The following is a 16,234-nucleotide window of genomic DNA, read 5'->3' as shown; positions in this document are numbered from 1 at the left end:
TTTACTTGATCGTATCCCAGGTCTGCTGGATCTGATCGGCCACGTCTTGGGCGGGCTTGCCTCCGACGAAATCGACCATTCCGGTCCAGAACGCCCCCGCACCGATGGCGCCGGGCATCAGGTCCGATCCGTCGAAGCGGAAGGTCGTCGCATCCAGCAGGATCTGACCCATCTTCTTCAGGGTCTCGTCACCGTAGGCTTCGGTGTTGACGCCGGTATGCGGAGTCAGGAACCCTTTCTGCGCCATCCAGATCTCGTGCGCGGCGGGCGTCTTCAGGAAATCGACGAATGCCAGCGCGGCAGGGTTGTCCGACAGCACCGAGAACAGCGTCCCACCGCCCAGGACCGGCTGACCAAGGCTGCCATCCGCCGGCGCCGGGAAGTAGAAGAAATCGACATCCAGCCCGATTTCGGTTCCCTCGGGGAAGAACGACGGAATGAAGCTGGCCTGACGATGCATGTAACAGGCAGGCGGGCTTTCGAACAAACCCTTCGGGCTGTCGCGGAAATCGGTCGAGGCGACCGCCGCGCTGCCACCGGACACATAGTCGTCGTTCTTCGCGAACCAGCCGAATTCATCGATCGCCGCGACCACCTTTGGATCGTTGAACGGCAGAGCATTGGTCGTCCAGGCGTCGTAATCCTCGGGCGTGTTGGTGCGCAGCATCAGATCCTCGACCCAGTCGGTCGCGGGCCACCCCGTCGCACCACCCGACCCCAGTCCGATGCACCATGGGGTTTCGCCATCCGCAGCGATCTGTTCGGTCAGGGCCTTCAGATCCTCGTAGGTTTCGGGAATTTCGTATCCGGCATCTTCGAAGTTCTCGGGGACAAACCAGACCAGGGATTTCACGTCGGCCTTGTAGGGGAAGGCGTAGAAATGTTCCGCGCCATCCTGTCCGGCATAGGTGCCAAGTCTGGCCCAACTGTCACCGGCGGCATAGTTGTCGCGCACCCATTGTGCCGTCTCGTCCCCCAACGGCGTGAGATGCCCTTTCTTGGCAAGGTCGGCGGCAAGACCGGGCTGCGGGAACACGGCGACATCGGGCGGCGAGCCCGCTTCGCTGTCGATCACGATCTGCTGTTCGAAGCTGTCAGACCCGGAATAGTTGGCCACCGCCCCGGTCGCCTCTTGGAAATAGGGCAGGATCGAAGTGAACAGTTCCTGGTCCGCGCCCAGCCAGGGACCGAGAATGGTGAAGGATTGCCCGTCCAGATCGCCGTGCGCCGCCTTGAAGTCTTCAAGGCTCTGCCAGTCGATGCGATCGTCGCTGCCCGGCTCGATGACCATCTGCGCGCAGACCGCCCCCGCAGACAGCGCGGCGACCGCGACTGTCATGAAAAATGCTGACTTCAATTTTTCCTCCCTTGTCAGGCCAGAATCACGTTCAGTTTCCGACCCTTGCTTCGATCAATCAACAACTTCGGCGAAGCTGTCAAACGCTTATCATTCCCACTCCAGCTCTTTGTATGCGGCCGTTGCATCGCGGGCGACCGAGGCCGGGAAGGAATTCCAATTTTTATTCATGTAATTCAGATTATTAACGATGATCTCGACGGCCTCTGAAAGCGGTGTTCCGGCATCTATCTGCGATCGCGTCACATCCGCAAGCGCTTTCAAAAAATCCGATTGTGGCGCGATCGCCTGCTGCCATTCACGGGCAACGTCTCCGTGGCCGGGCACGATCACGCGCGGCTCAGGCTGCGGCGGTGCTGCGATCCAGCCCAGCCAGCCGGTCAACGACCCGTCAATGATCGGGGTCAGTTCACGAAAGATCAGATCGCCCGAGAACAGCGTGTTGGTCGTGTCATCGAATGCGGTCAGATCGTTGTCGGTATGTGCCGTCTGTTCCGCGCGCAGCAGCAGCGACCGCCCCCCCAGATCGATCCGCAGACTGTCCTGCACGGTCGTGTCGGGCAGCACGACTTCGGTTCCCAGAACTTCTTCAGGCGGCAGAAGCCGCGCGATGTTCTCCAGATACCCGCCCGCCCGCATCTGCAGGGCCAGCGGCAGGGCGTGATGGCCCAGCACCTGCGCCCCGGCGTCCTGGAAGACCGAAGTTCCCAGAACATGATCGGGATGCATGTGGGTCAGGATGACGTGGCTGACCGGCTTCGGCGTCAGCCGACGGATCGCCGCATAAAGCTGCTGGCCCTGCATCCGCGACACGCCCGTGTCGATGACCGCCACCGAATCCTGCCCGATCACCACCCCCAGATTGGCGATCCTGCCATCGGCGCTGTCTTCAAGCTGGACGGCCTGGCCGAAGAACGCAAATACCCCCGGCGCGACCTGTCGCAGATCCAGCGCGGGCAGATCTTCGGTCGGCACGCATTCTGTCCCGTCCGCGACCAGATCGGAATGACGGTCCAACCAGTCCTTGCTGATTCGCGCGGCGCCCTGCCTGCAGGCCGGCCCGGAAGCGGCGTCACCCTGGGGCAGAAGAATCGGCACGCAAGGCGCGGATGGTCCAGCAAGGCAGGCAGTCAGTATCAGATGGAACATTGCCGAACCTTCCCGATCTACGGTCGCACGCAGCCAAATTCCCGTGACTGCGACCTTAGTCGTGTTGATTCATCCTGCCCCTCATCTAACATGAAATCCAGCCGCGATTTCTGCGGCTCCGGCTATTGGAGGAGAAGCAAGAATGGCATGGACGAAACCAATCCTTAAGGAAATCGCCTGCGGCATGGAAATCAACATGTATGCCCCGGCCGAGGACGAGCCTGTCCTGTTCTGATCAACTGACAGAACAGACGCAAGACCGGCCCTGTCCGACCTATTCGGGCAGGGCCGTTTCGTCTGGACCGATATGCACATCATCATTCTAGGCGCAGCCGCAGGAGGAGGTTTGCCGCAGTGGAACTGCGGTTGCCGAAATTGCGACGCTGCGCGCGCGGGTCGCATCCCGTCGCTGACGCAAAGCTCGATCGCGGTCAGCGCCGATGGGCGCGACTGGGCGATCCTGAACGCGTCGCCCGATATCAGGATGCAACTGGCGGCCACGCCCGCACTGCATCCGACGGGGCCGCGCGACATGCCGTTGCGCGCGGTTCTGCTGACGAACGGCGATATCGACCATGTCGCGGGTCTACTGACACTGCGCGAAAGTCAGCCCTTCGATCTTTTTGCGACCGCCGCGATTCACGACGCGCTGGCGCAGAACCCGATGCTGGCCGCGTTGCAGCCGGATCTGGTGCCGCGTCGGACCGTCGCGCTGGATCAGGCCATCGACCTGGCGCCGGGCCTGACCGCGACCCTGTTCGCCGTGCCCGGCAAGGTGCCGCTGTACCAGGAAGGCGAGGTCGTCGAGACCGGGCTGATGGGCGAGGCGACCGTGGGCGTCGAACTGGCCGCGAACGGTCGGCGCGCCCTTTACATTCCCGGCTGCGCCGAGATGCCCGATTGGCTGACGGCAAGGATCAAGGACGCCGATGCGCTGCTGTTCGACGGCACGCTGTGGCAGGATGACGAGATGATCCGGGCGGGGCTGGGTCGCAAGACCGGCCGCCGCATGGGTCATATGGCCGCCAGCGAAACGATCGCGGCGCTGGACGGGGTGCCGGTCAGGCGGCGCATCTTCGTCCACATGAACAATTCGAACCCGCTGACCGATCCGGACAGCGCCGAGACGGCACGGGCCGAGGCGCAGGGATGGCAGATCGGCCGCGACGGTATGGAGATCACGCTGTGAAGGACATCAATGACGGCCCGCAATCGCGCGAGGATTTCGAGGCCCGGCTGCGTGCCATCGGGGCCGAGCGTTATCACGATCGCCACCCGTTCCACGCCCGCCTGCACGGTGGGCAATGCACCCCCGACGAGGTGCGCGCCTGGGTCATCAATCGCTGGATGTATCAGTCCCGCATCCCGATGAAGGACGCGGCCTTCATGTCGCGCGTCGAGGATCCCGCTTTGCGCCGGGCCTGGCGCAAGCGGATCGAGGATCACGACGGCGGAACCACCGAAGGCGGCGGCATCCGCCGCTGGCTGGCGTTGGCGCAGGCCGTCGGGTTGGACCCCGACTATGTCGCCAGCGGCACGGGCATCATGCCCGCCACACGCTTTGCCGTGGACGCCTATGTGCGCTTCGTGCGCGACATGCCCCTGCTGGATGCCGTCGCAGCCAGCCTGACCGAGTTGTTCGCCCCACGGATCCACGCGCAGCGGATCGAGGGGCTGCTGGCCCATTACGATTTCGCCGACGACACCAGCCTGGCCTACTTCAAAAAGCGCCTGACCGAGGCGCCCGAGGACGTCAAATTCGGCCTCGACTACGTCCTGACCAACGCCGACACCAAGGAAAAGCAGGACGCCGCCGCCGCCGCGCTGATCTTCAAGACCGACGTGCTGTGGGCGCAGTTGGACGCGCTGTGGCACGGCTATGTCGAAGGCAACATCCCGCCCGGCGCCTGGCGGCCCGGCGAGGGCATGGCCTGATGGAACCGCTTATCGAACCGGCCGACATTCCCTATCTGCCGCGCGGCGTGCGGCTTGCAGATGACCGAGTGCGCGGCATTCGCGTGCTGCAGGCGCCCGAACGGGCCATGCAGCTGGACCCGATCGGCGATGCGATCCTGTCGGAACTGGACGGCGTGCGAAGCATGTCCCAGATCGCTGCCGATCTCGCCGCGCGCTACAACGCGCCGCAGGATCAGATCGCGGGCGATATCCGCGATTTCCTGACCGGCCTGATCGAACGCCGCATGGTGTTTCTGAAGGAGGCGACATGAAGGATCTTCCCGGCCAGCCCCCTGTTCAGCCAAGGGATCTTGACGGCAACCCGGTCACGCCCGGCCTGCCCATGGCGATGCTGGCCGAGATCACCCACCGCTGCCCCCTGGCCTGTCCCTATTGTTCCAACCCGGTCGAACTGACCCGCGCCGCGCAGGAATTGCCGGCAGAGGATTGGGCGCGGGTGTTCCGCGAAGCCGCCGATCTGGGCGTCCTGCAGGTCCATATCTCGGGCGGCGAACCCGGCGCGCGCCGCGACCTGGCCCAGATCGTCGCCAGCGCCCGCGACGCGGGGCTTTACGTCAACCTGATCACCTCGGGGATCGGCATCACCCGCGACCGGCTGATCGAACTGGACCGCGCCGGTGTCGATCACGTTCAACTGTCCCTGCAGGGGATCCGTCCCGACATGGCCGACCGGATCAGCGGCCATCCGGGGTCGTGGGACAAGAAGATGGGTTTCGCCGACTGGGTCACGGAAATCGGCTTTCCGCTGACCATCAATGCCGTCGTCCACCGCCAGAACATGGAACGTCTGCCCGACATGATCAACCTGGCCGAACACCTGGGCGCGCGGCGGATCGAGGTGGCAACGGTGCAGTTCCACGGATGGGCCGACCTGAACCGCGCCGCGCTGATGCCGACGCAGGAACAGGCCGCCTTCGCCCGACGCATCGTCAACGAATCGCGCCTGCGGCTGCGCGGCCGGATGGTCATCGACTATGTGCCCGCCGATCATCATGCGATCTACCCCAAGGCCTGCATGGGCGGCTGGGGCAGCACCGGTCTGAACGTGGCGCCGGATGGATCGGTCCTGCCCTGCCATGCCGCCCAATCCATCGATTGGATGCGGTTCGACAATGTCCGCGACCGCAGCCTGTCCGACATCTGGAACCTGTCCGACGCCTTCAACGCCTTTCGCGGCACCGAATGGATGCCCGAACCATGCCGGTCTTGTGAGCGGAAAACCGTGGATTTCGGCGGCTGTCGGTGTCAAGCTATGGCCTTGGCGGGCGATGCGCGGGCAACCGATCCGGTCTGTTCAAAATCACCGCTGCATGCGCAGGTCGTCGCGCGGGCCGAGGAGGATGCGGCCGCCGATACGGCAGAATTCATCTACCGGCGCATGAAAAAGGGAGGATGAAGTGATGAAGGCATGGCTTACCGCCGCGGCGCTTCTGCTGGCCTCGCCCGCATTCGCGCAGGACAACCCCTTGCTGCCCTCGGAAACCTGGAACGACCTGCGTGAATCGGTCGTCGGGCTGACCGAGGAACCGCCGATCGATGCCACCGCGCTGGATCTGGACGCGCCGTTCCGTGCCAATGACGCGGCCATCGTGCCGATCCGGCTGACCCAGGCCCCGGATGCCGCGCCCCTGACCGACCTGACCCTGGTCATCGACGAGAATCCGGCCCCCGTCGCCGCCGAATACAGCTTCGGCGACGCGCTGATGCCCCTGGATTTCGAGGTGCGGGTCCGCGTGGACGCCTATTCCGACGTGCGCGCGATCGGCACTCGGGTGGATGGCGGCAAGATCATGGCCGGGCGGTTCGTCAAGGCCTCGGGCGGCTGTTCGGCGCCCGCCGGCAAGGACATGGCAGCGGTCGAGGCCAGCAAGGGCCAGATGCGCTGGAAAACTGCCGAAGCGGACGGCCGGAACATCGGCACGCTGATGATCCGGCATCCGATGTTCTCGGGGCTGCAGCGCGATCAGGTGACTCTGCTGAACATTCCCGCGAATTTCATCGACCGGCTCGAGGTGCAGCAGGGCGACGATCTGCTGTTCGCGATGAAGGCCGGTATTTCGGTCAGTGAAGACCCGGTGTTCCGCTTTGCCTATCGCCCGAACGGCCAGCCGATCCGGGTCCATGCCGAGGATGTCGATGGCAATATCTGGGATCAGAGCTTCGACGTTTCCGGCTGACTTCGGCACGCAACGACGCCGGTCACGGCAGGAATTCGCGCATGTGTTTCTTTGGGGAACCGCCCCGCGTGGCGGGCGTTAGACCACCGAAGCCCAGTGGTCGGCGGATGCGGCCACACCCTCTCTCTCTGATGCCCCGGCGTTTCCCGCGCCGGGGTTTCGCGTTTCAGGATCTTTCGGTTCAGAGCCGCGCAACGGGTGCGCGCGTTGCGCGATGCAGGGAATTTCGGCGGGACCGCGAAAATCCCTGCAAATGCTGCGTTTCACGGATCACACAGCGTACACGACACGCGCACAGGGCGTGCACAGCCTGTACACCGCTTGCGCGCGTTGCACGCCCCACCTGCCACGCAACAGAGGCGCAGGAAGCACCCCGGACGGAAGGCTGATCGTGCCAGAGGCGGGCGCGATGTGACGAGGGAGCCGAAATCGTCTATGCGGGCCATACCGGTGAACCCATCACCATCGCCGAACCACCAGAAGGACGCACATCATGATCGCTTACGTCACTGTAGGAGCAAACGACATCACGCGGGCAGAACGCTTCTACTCGGCATTCCTGCCGGATCTTGGTTACGGGCTGGAAGAGTATCAGGGAGACTTGAGCTATATTCTGCCCGCACGGTCGGGCGAGCCCTCGGTCCAACCAGATTTCTACGTCAAATCACCTTTCGATGGGCAAGCTGCGTCGGCCGGGAATGGTGTCATGGTCGCGTTTCAGGCGCGATCGCAGAAGCAGGTTCGTGACCTTCACAGCGCCGCGCTGGCCGCGGGCGGCCTTGATGATGGGCAGCCCGGGTTTCGGGCCATGTATGGTCCCCACTTCTATGTCGCTTATGTTCGTGACCCGGACGGCAACAAGATCGCATTGTTCTCGAGCGACACGAATGAGCCCGGGCGCGACGAATAGCACGGCAGCTAATAGTTTTTTCAGGCGCAGAATCATCTGGTTTGGGCTTCAACCAAGGTTATCTTTGCATCGCTTTTGCGATAGCTACGAGGGACGAAGCAGACCTTGGCTGGTTCACCGACGAACCATGATCAGTTCGTCCACTTCGAGGCCGTTTGCGATCAGCGCTGCCGGAATTCGCCCCACCGTCTGGAAGCCGTGCCGCTGGTAGAAGCGGATGGCCCGAATGTTGGTTTGGTTTACGTTGAGCTCGAGTTGGCGCACGCCGCTTTCCTTGGCAAAATCCATGAGTGCCTGCAGCAGAACATTCGCCAAGCCGGACCCCTGTTCGCTTTCGCGAAGGTAAACCATGATGATTGACGCCCGGTGAGAACGCTTTTCCCCACGTTGGGGCATCAGCCCCATGACTCCGACAGGTTCCGACCCCTTCAGCGTCACAAAGACCGGGATCTTCATGCGGTCGAGCCATTCTTCGTCTGACAGGGATGACCAGTCCGCGAAGGTGTTGGCAAATGCCTCCGGTGCCATCTTCAAGGACTCCAACCGGATCGCCTTGAAGATTGGCAGATCGTCGGCTGCCAGTTTCACTACCCGCACGTCGTCCATGGCTGGTCACAACCTGTAGAGAGAAAGCGTCGAGGAAGAAAGACAGGGCCGCAAGGGATTCGACTTCCTGAAAGAGCTCAAAGCACCCCCTTGGCGTTCGCTGGTATCAGACGCGACGTCGGCAAGCCGTTGCCCGCCGGCGCAGGCCCGCTTAGCCCCTGCCGTGCGGGGCGGTCCAGTCCTCGTCGGGGCCGATGGGGATGATGCGGTGCGGGTTCACCGTGTCGTGGCTGTAGTAGTAGTGGCGCACGAAATGGTCGGGGCGGACGGTGGGCGCGACGCCGGGCCATTGATACAGTTCACGCGCCCAGCCCCACAGGTTCGGATAATCGACGACCCGGCGGCGGTTGCATTTGAAATGCGTGTGATAGACCGGATCGAAGCGGGCGATGGTGGTGAACAGGCGCCAGTCGGCCTCGGTGATGCGCTGGCCGGTCAGATAGCGGGTCCGGGCCAGCAGCCCCTCGATCCAGTCGAGGCTGTCGAACAGCGGCGCGACCGCCTTGTCATAGGCGGCCTGCGAGGTCGCGAAGCCGGCCTTGTAGACGCCGTTGTTCACGGTGTCGTAGATGCGGGCGTTCACCTGTTCGATCTGGTCGCGCAAATGTTCGGGCCAGTAATCGTCGTCGTTGCCGGTGATTCCGTCGAAGGCGGAATTGAACATGCGAATGATGTCGGCGCTTTCGTTCGACACGATCGTGTCGCGTTCACGGTCCCACAGAACCGGCACGGTGACGCGGCCGGACGCCTTGGGGTTCGCGCGCAGATAGATGTCGCGCATATAGGCGCTGTCGAACAGAAGGTCGCCGGTCGCGCCGGGAAAGTCCTGGCGGAATTCCCAGCCCTCGGACAGCATGTCGGGATGGACCGCCGAGACCTGGATATGGTCGGTCAGATCCTTCAGCGCGCGGAAGATCAGCGCCCGATGCGCCCACGGGCAGGCATAGGAGACATAGAGGTGATAGCGCCCGGTTTCGGCCTTGAACCCGCCGTCGCCGGTCGGGCCGGGCGTGCCGTCGGCGGTCACCCAGCTGCGGTATTTCGCGCTGTCGCGAACGAATTCGCCGTCATGCGCGTCGGTGTCGTACCATTCGTCCTTCCAGACGCCGTCAACCAGTTGGCCCATCGTCATGTCCTCCGTTTCGCAACGCAACGGTCGGGGATGCGCTGCGGTTTCGTCTAGCCGATGGCCTGATCGCGGGTTTCGGCCCTGACCAGCAGCAGCGCCGCCGCCGCCAGCAGCAGCAGGACCGCGAAGACCCCGATGGCCACCCCGAAGCCGCGCGCGAAGACGACGGCAAGCAAGCTGGGTGCCAGGATTCCGCCAAGCCGGGCCATCGCGCTGGCCGTGCCCATGCCGGTGCCACGCAGATGGGTCGGGTAAAGTTCGGGGGTAAAGGCGTAAAGCGCCCCCCAGGTGCCCAGCAACGCAAAGCTCATCAGGATCAGGGCGGTGGCGACCATCGCGGTGCCCGAGGCCATGGTGAACAGTGCACAGCCCGCCGCGCTGAGGATCAGGAACCCCATCAGCGTGGCGCGGCGGCCCACCGCCTCGACCCCCCAGGCGGCCAGCGCGTAGCCGGGGATCTGCGCCAGCGCCAGGATGACCAGGAACCCGTAGCCGCGCACGAAGCCGAACCCGTCGGTTGCCAGTTGTCCCGGCACCCAGACGAAGACCCCGTAATAGGACAGCGAGACGAGGAACCAGACCGCCAGCACGCCGATGGTGCGGCTGCGCAGAAGCGGCGCGAAGATCGAGCTTTCCGCCCCTGCGGGCACCGAGGCGGGGACCAGTTCGGCATCGCGCGGCAGGGCCTGCGTCCCGTTGGCGGCAAGCACACGGTCGATGACCACGCGCGCCTGGTCCGCACGACCCTTGCGGACCAGATACATGGGCGATTCCGGCACCCAGATGCGCAGGAAGATCCCGATCAGCGCAGGGAACGCCGCCACGGCGAAGATCCAGCGCCACGGGGCGACGGCGCCGTTGGCGGCGGCGATCCACGCGGTCAGCGCGATGACGATGGTGCCGACGGCCCAGAACCCTTCCAGCCAGACCAGCCAGCGACCGCGATTCTTCGGCGGCAGGAATTCGGCCATCATCGCGTAATCGACCGGCAGCGTGCCGCCCACCGCGGCGCCGGTCAGGAAGCGCAGGACCAGAAGCAGGGTGAAATCCTGCGCGAAGACCGAGGCCAGACCGAACACCGCGTCCATGCCGACGGTCAGGATCAGCAGGTTGCGCCGGCCGATCCGGTCGGCCAGCCGCCCGAAGCCCCAGGCGCCGACAAACATGCCCAGGAAGAACACCGTGCCGATCTGGAACGCCGTCACCCGGTCGATGCCGAAGGTTGCGGCGACCGATGGCGCGGCGAAGCCCACCGCGATCACCTGCATCGCGTCGGCCGCCCAGACCAGCCCGAAAATCCCCAGAAGCCGCCACTGGAACCGCCCGGTTCCGCCACGCGCCAGTGCCTCGTCCACGGTCAGCCGCATCGCCTTGCCCCTTGCCGGTCGCCTTGCCTGTAAGACTGCGTAACGCCCCGCATGCCGGAATACCAAGGATTTGTTGCGGCGCCGCGGCATTGGCTCGACACCCCGTGGCGGCAGGTCTAGGGTCGCGCGGCAAAAGGAGATCCGCATGTTCACACTGGCCACATGGAACATCAACTCGGTCCGCCTGCGCGAGGATCTGGTCGCCCGGCTGCTGCGCGACGAGGCCCCCGACATCCTGTGCCTGCAGGAATGCAAGTCGCCGGTCGAGAAGATCCCGATGGATCAGTTCCGGGCGCTTGGCTATGGCCATATCGTGGCGCGCGGGCAAAAGGGGTACAACGGCGTGGCGATCCTGTCGCGGCTGCCGATCACCGATGCGGGCGATCGTGACTATGCCCGGCTTGGACATGCCCGGCATGTCGCGGCACGGCTGGAAAACGGCGTCACCATCCACAATATGTACATTCCCGCCGGCGGCGACGTGCCCGACCGCGAGATGAACGAGAAATTCGGCCAGAAGCTGGATTTCGTGTCCGAGATGCGCGACGTGTTCCATGCCGACCGGCCCGAACGTGCGATCATGGTCGGCGATTTCAACATCGCCCCGCGCGAAGACGATGTCTGGTCGCACAAGCAGCTTCTGAAGGTCGTCAGCCACACCCCCATCGAGGTCGAGCATCTGCTGGCCGCGCAGGACGCGGGCAAATGGGTGGACATCACCCGCCAGGACATCCCCGAGGGTCAGCTTTATTCATGGTGGAGCTATCGCAACCGCGACTGGGACGCCTCGGATCGCGGGCGGCGTCTGGACCATATCTGGGCCAGCCCCGATATCGCCAATGCGGGTCACGGCAGCCGCGTGCTGCGCGATCTGCGCGGATGGGAAAAACCCAGCGACCACGTTCCGGTCTTTGCCAGCTTCGATCTGTAGGCCAGAACTCGCGCGGTGCGGACCGGAAACCGCGACCGCATCACGAGCCGTGACATCGGTCGGTCTTGAGGCCAGACTGAACCTGTAGCTTTTCCAGATTACAGATCATCGGGAAGGACAGGCGCAGTATGGACCCCAGAACCAAGATTCTTCGGCTGGCCTTTCAGGTGTTGGCGGATACAAGCGACCGTCCGCTGAGATGGGTCGAACAGCTTCTTGAGAATTGGGATTCGATCAACGAGCTTCATGACCGCTTTGACGACGACCTGTCGCGATCGCTGTTCCATTGGTATCTGGCCGGGCAGATATCGCGCGAGATGGGCAAGGCGGACAGGTTCAAGCGTTTTCGGGCGTTTCGGGGTGTTCACAACGAACAGCGCTGGCAGGACTACAGATCAAGGGCGGATGCGCTGATGAAAGAGCCCGGCGGCACCGTCAGCGAGCATCTGGATGAGGTCATCGAAACCAATGTCCTGAACGGTTATGTGATCGAAGACGTGGTCCAGCCGCAAGCCGGCGATGTCGTGTTTGATATCGGCTCTTTCAACGGCAACAACGCGATACAGTTCGCCAAGCTGGTCGGCGATACCGGCCGCGTCTATACGTTCGAACCAAATCCCCGGCTGTTCCCGGTCGTCAGCCAGAACTGCGCCGCGTATCCGTCGATCACGGCGGTCAATCTGGGCGTCGCGGAACGCGAGAAGACGATCGAGTTCGCGCTGCAAGGACCCAGAACACGTCCATTGGTCGGCAATGTCGAGGACCCGCAGGACAAGGCCGAATTGAAGCTGACCACGATTGACAGCTTCGTCAGAAAGGAAAAGATCCGGCAGGTCAACTTCATGAAATTCGATATCGAAGGGTCCGAGGTTGATGCCCTTCGCGGTGCCGTCAATACGTTGCGGAACCATCGCCCGACCTGCATGGTCGCAATCTATCACAGGCCAAGCGACATATTCCGGATTCCGGGGCTGATCGACAGTTACGGGCTTTGGTACAGTTTCAAGTTGCGGCACTATCACTGGCTGCCGCGCGAAATGGTCCTGTTCGCCATACCGCGCCATCAGCGGGCCGGCATGTGATCTGTCGGTTCGTCTGATGTCCGCGAGCTGGTTCGCAGCCATTATCCACCCTTTCGCTTGGGCGGCTGCCGCCCCATATTGCTGACGAACCGCACTGACTCTGGCCGAACGGCCCGAACTGAATGGGAACGACATGACGATACTTTTCGATGGCGCTCAGGACGCCCCCCAATCCCCGGACTTCATCAAGGACGTGACCGAAGCCGACTTCATGGCCGAGGTGGTCGAGGCGTCCATGCAGGTGCCGGTGATCGTCGATTTCTGGGCGCCCTGGTGTGGCCCCTGCAAGACGCTGGGACCGCAGCTTGAGGCCGAGGTGATGCGCCACAAGGGCCGCGTGAAGATGGCCAAGGTCAATGTGGACGAAAACCAGATGATCGCGGGCCAGTTGCGGGTTCAGTCGATCCCTACCGTCTATGCCTTTTATCAGGGCCAGCCCGTCGACGCCTTTCAGGGCGCGGTGCCGCAAAGCCAGTTGAAGCAGTTCGTGGACAAGCTGGCGGCGATGTCGGGTGAAGATGGCGGGCTGGGCGATGCGCTGGCGGCCGCCGAGGCGATGCTGGAAGAGGGCGCGCATGGTGACGCCATCGAGACCTTTACCGCGATCATCGGCGAAGAACCCGAAAGCCCCGAGGCATGGGGCGGGCTGATCCGGGCGCATCTGGCGGCGGGCGACGCGGCGGCTGCCGCATCGACCCTGCAGCAGGTGCCGCAGAAGGCCGCAGGTTCGGCCCCGGTGGAAGCCGCGCGGGCGCAGCTGCAACTGGCGCAGCAGGCGGAAAGCGCGGGTCCGCTGTCCGAGTTGCAGGCGCGGGTCGAGGCCGATCCCGACGACCAGCAGGCACGGCTGGATTATGCCCAGGCCCTGCATGCGGCGGGTCACGTCGAAGAGGCAATCGATGTGCTGCTGGACAGTTTCCGCAGGGACCGCGACTGGAACGAGGGCGCGGCCAAGGCGCAGTTGCTGACCATCTTCGACAGCCTGAAGCCCACCGACCCGGTCGGCCAGAAGGGCCGCCGCCGGCTGTCTTCGATGATCTTCGCCTGATGCGGCCGCATTTCGATCTGCCCGGGCGGATCGCGCTTTTCCCGCTGGAGGGCGCGGTGCTGCTGCCGCGCACCCGCCTGCCCCTGCATGTCTTCGAGCCACGCTATCTGCAGATGCTGGAAGATGTCCTGAAGACCGAGCACCGGCTGATCGGGATCATCCAGCCCGAGGGCGACGGGCTGGCGGCGATCGGCACTGCGGGGCGGGTGATTGCCTTTTCCGAAGGCGACGACGGCCGGATGATGATTTCGCTGAAGGCGGTGTCGCGGTTTCGGCTGATCGCCACCGAGGACGGCTTTGCCCCCTATATCCAGGGCAGCATCGACTGGGCGCCGTTCGGGCGCGACCTGACGGGATCGGAACGCGATCCCGGGCTGGACCGGGATGCGCTGTTCGCCTGTCTGCACCGCTATATGGAGGCGCATGACCTGTCCACCGACTGGGAGGCTGCGGCGCGGGCGGGCGACGAGACGCTGGTCAATTCGCTGTCGATGATGCTGCCCTTTTCGCCGGGCGACAAGCAGGCGCTGCTGGAAAGCCCGACCCTGTCGGACCGGCGCGAATTGTTGCAGGGACTGATCGAGTTCGCCCTGCATGGCGGCGATGAAGAGGACCGATTGCAATGACCGAAACACCGAACGAGACCGGCGGCGGCGCGGGCTTTGACCGCCACATGATCGAGGCACTGGTCTGCCCGGTGACGCATGCGACCCTGCGCTATGACGCCGCGCGGCAAGAGCTGATCTCGGAGGCGGCGGGGCTGGCGTTTCCGATCCGCGCCGGAATTCCGATCATGCTGATCGACGAGGCCCGGCAGATCAGGGCCGATGACTGACCGCATCCCGCTGATCCGACAGCCCTCGCCTGCATCCGCGGCAAGATCGCAATTGCCGCGCTGGGTCACCGTGCTGATCGTCGTGTGCTGCCTGGTCGAGGCCGCGCTGCAGCTAGCGATCCTTGCGGGCTATCCCTCTGCACGGCAGGCCGTCTTCATGCTGGCCGGGTTCTGGTCGCCGCTGATCCATGACGGATACGGTTTGTATCCCGGACAGCCGCTGCTGATGTTCCTGACCTATGGGCTGCTGCATTCGGGGCCGATTCATCTGGCGATGAACATGATCTCGCTGGCCTTCGTCGCCCGAGAGTTGCACCGGCTGATCGGGCCGGGGCTGATGGCGCTGATCTACCTGTCCAGCCAGATCGCTGCGGCGGCATTGTTCGCGGTGATGCAACCCGCGGCGGGGCCGATGATCGGCGCATCAGGCGCCGTGTTCGGCGTCGCAGGGGCGCTGATCGGCTATGCCGCGATCGTCGGTCATCGCCGGCGGCGGCCGATGGGCCAGATGTGGCGCAGTGTCGGGCTGATCCTGGCGCTGAACGTGGCCATCACGGTGCTGGTGCCCTCGATCGCGTGGCAGGCGCATCTGGGCGGCGCGGCAATGGGTGCCGTCATCGGGATCGGGCTGGCGCTGGCCGCCGCACGTCGGGTCTGATCTCAGCCCTTCTTGTCGTCTGCCGAGGCCTTCGGGTCGCCATCACCCGGGGCAGGCTTGCCGGTCGACACGGTTTCGTCGTCCTGCGCAGAGCGATCTTCGGCGCCGCTGTCTGATGGCCTGTCAGTCGGGACCGTGTCGGCCGCAGCCGCGTCGGTATCGCCAAGTTCGGACGCGGGTGTGGCGGCGCCGTCGCCCGGCTTGTCGCCGGTCGTGGCGTCCTGATCGGCCATCTCGTCCTCGGCTACCTCATCTTTGGCCATCTCATCCTCGGGCGACTGGCCGTCGGTGCCGACCAGGCGGCGCATCGCCGGGCGGAACGCATCGGCGCGGGTGGTCGACAGCGTTACCGCGTCGTCGCCCTGCGCCTGCGCCAGATGTTCGGCGATCAGGCGGTGGCCAAGCCCATAGCCGGTCCATTTGCGCAGATCGCCCTTTCCCAGGAACCAGCGCGCATGGTCGTGATCCAGCCGTGCCCATTCGTTCATCGCCTGCCGTGCGACGCCTGCAGCCGGGGTGACCGCGTCCCAGGGATCGGGTTTGCCACCCAGCACCTGCAGGACGAAATGCCCCGCCAGCCCTTCGCTGACCAGCGCCTCGCCCAGGGATCGTCCATAGCCGGGGCCGTCCCAGCGAATCAGGTGATGCATCTCGTGGACCAGCGTCCGCAACAGCAGAGCGGCGTCGAAGCGGTCGGGGTTCAGTGTCACCTCGATCAGGCCCGGCGCGGCGGCGTAACCGCCGACCCCCCAATCGGGGATACCGCCACCCGGTTGCGCCTTCACCACAAGATCGAATCGCGGCAGATCGGCGTGCTGGGACACGCGCGCCACCGCCTCGCGTGCGGTTGCCCTGATCTGTGGCAGAAGAAGGGTCAGGGCGTTGCGCGCGTTCAGAAGATGAATGTTCCAGACTGTCATGCGGACTGATCGGACCTTTCGCGATTGCATCCCTGCCTGCCGCCTGCATGGTCGGCAAGCCTTGCGTCGGCGTTATAACTCATGCGGC

Annotated in this window: 19 protein-coding genes; 13 read left to right on the top strand and 6 right to left on the bottom strand. The window is 64.3% G+C overall.

Annotated features, from left to right (window positions below):
• Position 1 precedes the first annotated feature (1 nt).
• Entirely contained in the window at positions 2-1,339 is a 1,338-nt protein-coding gene (locus tag J7359_RS12750) for an ABC transporter substrate-binding protein (protein ID WP_209057109.1), read from the bottom strand.
• A 108-nt stretch (positions 1,340-1,447) separates the two neighbouring features.
• Complete coding sequence (locus tag J7359_RS12745; RefSeq protein WP_209057107.1) at positions 1,448-2,455, bottom strand: quinoprotein relay system zinc metallohydrolase 2; 1,008 nt, start codon at positions 2,453-2,455, stop codon at positions 1,448-1,450.
• Between the two features lie 193 nt (positions 2,456-2,648).
• Between J7359_RS12745 and pqqA the strand changes: the two genes are divergently transcribed.
• From pqqA to J7359_RS12710, 7 genes are all read left to right on the top strand, one after another.
• Complete coding sequence (pqqA, locus tag J7359_RS12740; RefSeq protein WP_043131127.1) at positions 2,649-2,741, top strand: pyrroloquinoline quinone precursor peptide PqqA; 93 nt, start codon at positions 2,649-2,651, stop codon at positions 2,739-2,741.
• A gap of 72 nt (positions 2,742-2,813) precedes the next feature.
• Positions 2,814-3,695, top strand: coding sequence for a pyrroloquinoline quinone biosynthesis protein PqqB (gene pqqB, locus J7359_RS12735; protein ID WP_209057105.1), 882 nt, complete (start codon positions 2,814-2,816; stop codon positions 3,693-3,695).
• Positions 3,692-4,441 (top strand): pyrroloquinoline-quinone synthase PqqC, encoded by a 750-nt coding sequence (gene pqqC, locus J7359_RS12730; protein WP_348524381.1) that lies wholly within the window; start codon positions 3,692-3,694, stop codon positions 4,439-4,441. The genes pqqB and pqqC overlap by 4 nt, the downstream gene beginning before the upstream one ends.
• A complete protein-coding gene (pqqD, locus tag J7359_RS12725; RefSeq protein ID WP_209057102.1) occupies positions 4,441-4,734 on the top strand; it encodes a pyrroloquinoline quinone biosynthesis peptide chaperone PqqD in 294 nt (97 codons plus the stop codon). The genes pqqC and pqqD overlap by 1 nt, the downstream gene beginning before the upstream one ends.
• Entirely contained in the window at positions 4,731-5,879 is a 1,149-nt protein-coding gene (gene pqqE / locus J7359_RS12720; RefSeq protein WP_209057100.1) for a pyrroloquinoline quinone biosynthesis protein PqqE, read from the top strand. The genes pqqD and pqqE overlap by 4 nt, the downstream gene beginning before the upstream one ends.
• Positions 5,880-5,883: 4 nt before the next feature.
• A complete protein-coding gene (locus tag J7359_RS12715) occupies positions 5,884-6,660 on the top strand; it encodes a quinoprotein dehydrogenase-associated SoxYZ-like carrier (protein WP_209057099.1) in 777 nt (258 codons plus the stop codon).
• Between the two features lie 493 nt (positions 6,661-7,153).
• Positions 7,154-7,570, top strand: a complete 417-nt coding sequence (locus tag J7359_RS12710) for a VOC family protein (protein WP_209057098.1) — start codon at positions 7,154-7,156, stop codon at positions 7,568-7,570.
• A 114-nt stretch (positions 7,571-7,684) separates the two neighbouring features.
• On the opposite strand, the gene J7359_RS12705 is transcribed toward J7359_RS12710, so the two are convergent.
• The 3 genes from J7359_RS12705 to J7359_RS12695 form a co-directional block, all read right to left on the bottom strand.
• Positions 7,685-8,176: a GNAT family N-acetyltransferase gene (locus J7359_RS12705; protein ID WP_209057097.1), complete on the bottom strand. Its 492-nt coding sequence runs from the start codon at positions 8,174-8,176 to the stop codon at positions 7,685-7,687.
• Positions 8,177-8,327: 151 nt separating this feature from the next.
• Positions 8,328-9,302 (bottom strand): glutathione S-transferase family protein, encoded by a 975-nt coding sequence (locus J7359_RS12700; protein ID WP_209057096.1) that lies wholly within the window; start codon positions 9,300-9,302, stop codon positions 8,328-8,330.
• A gap of 53 nt (positions 9,303-9,355) precedes the next feature.
• Positions 9,356-10,672 carry an MFS transporter gene (locus J7359_RS12695; RefSeq protein WP_209057095.1) on the bottom strand — a complete coding sequence of 439 codons (1,317 nt, stop codon included), beginning with the start codon at positions 10,670-10,672 and terminating at the stop codon, positions 9,356-9,358.
• A 145-nt stretch (positions 10,673-10,817) separates the two neighbouring features.
• Here J7359_RS12695 and J7359_RS12690 point away from each other — a divergent pair, with 145 nt between their 5' ends.
• The 6 genes from J7359_RS12690 to J7359_RS12665 all read left to right on the top strand — a co-directional run bounded on the left by J7359_RS12690 (position 10,818) and on the right by J7359_RS12665 (position 15,226).
• Positions 10,818-11,603, top strand: coding sequence for an exodeoxyribonuclease III (locus J7359_RS12690; RefSeq protein WP_209057094.1), 786 nt, complete (start codon positions 10,818-10,820; stop codon positions 11,601-11,603).
• Positions 11,604-11,731: 128 nt separating this feature from the next.
• Complete coding sequence (locus J7359_RS12685) at positions 11,732-12,685, top strand: FkbM family methyltransferase (protein ID WP_209057092.1); 954 nt, start codon at positions 11,732-11,734, stop codon at positions 12,683-12,685.
• Positions 12,686-12,818: 133 nt separating this feature from the next.
• Positions 12,819-13,733 (top strand): thioredoxin, encoded by a 915-nt coding sequence (gene trxA / locus J7359_RS12680; protein WP_209057090.1) that lies wholly within the window; start codon positions 12,819-12,821, stop codon positions 13,731-13,733.
• Entirely contained in the window at positions 13,733-14,359 is a 627-nt protein-coding gene (locus J7359_RS12675; RefSeq protein ID WP_209057088.1) for an LON peptidase substrate-binding domain-containing protein, read from the top strand. The genes trxA and J7359_RS12675 overlap by 1 nt, the downstream gene beginning before the upstream one ends.
• Positions 14,356-14,568, top strand: a complete 213-nt coding sequence (locus tag J7359_RS12670; protein WP_209057086.1) for a Trm112 family protein — start codon at positions 14,356-14,358, stop codon at positions 14,566-14,568. The genes J7359_RS12675 and J7359_RS12670 overlap by 4 nt, the downstream gene beginning before the upstream one ends.
• Positions 14,561-15,226: a rhomboid family intramembrane serine protease gene (locus J7359_RS12665; RefSeq protein WP_209057084.1), complete on the top strand. Its 666-nt coding sequence runs from the start codon at positions 14,561-14,563 to the stop codon at positions 15,224-15,226. Before J7359_RS12670 ends, J7359_RS12665 begins: the two co-directional genes overlap by 8 nt.
• Before the next feature lie 2 nt (positions 15,227-15,228).
• On the opposite strand, the gene J7359_RS12660 is transcribed toward J7359_RS12665, so the two are convergent.
• The gene (locus J7359_RS12660) at positions 15,229-16,146 is read right to left on the bottom strand and encodes a DUF2268 domain-containing putative Zn-dependent protease (protein WP_209057082.1); all 918 of its coding nucleotides are present in this window, start codon (positions 16,144-16,146) and stop codon (positions 15,229-15,231) included.
• Positions 16,147-16,234: the final 88 nt, after the last annotated feature.

Origin of the sequence: Paracoccus sp. R12_2 (assembly GCF_017744015.1) — a bacterium.
Lineage (GTDB): Bacteria > Pseudomonadota > Alphaproteobacteria > Rhodobacterales > Rhodobacteraceae > Paracoccus.
The sequence above is the reverse complement of the archived record's forward strand: the minus strand, read 5'-3'. Positions and strand labels throughout refer to the sequence as shown.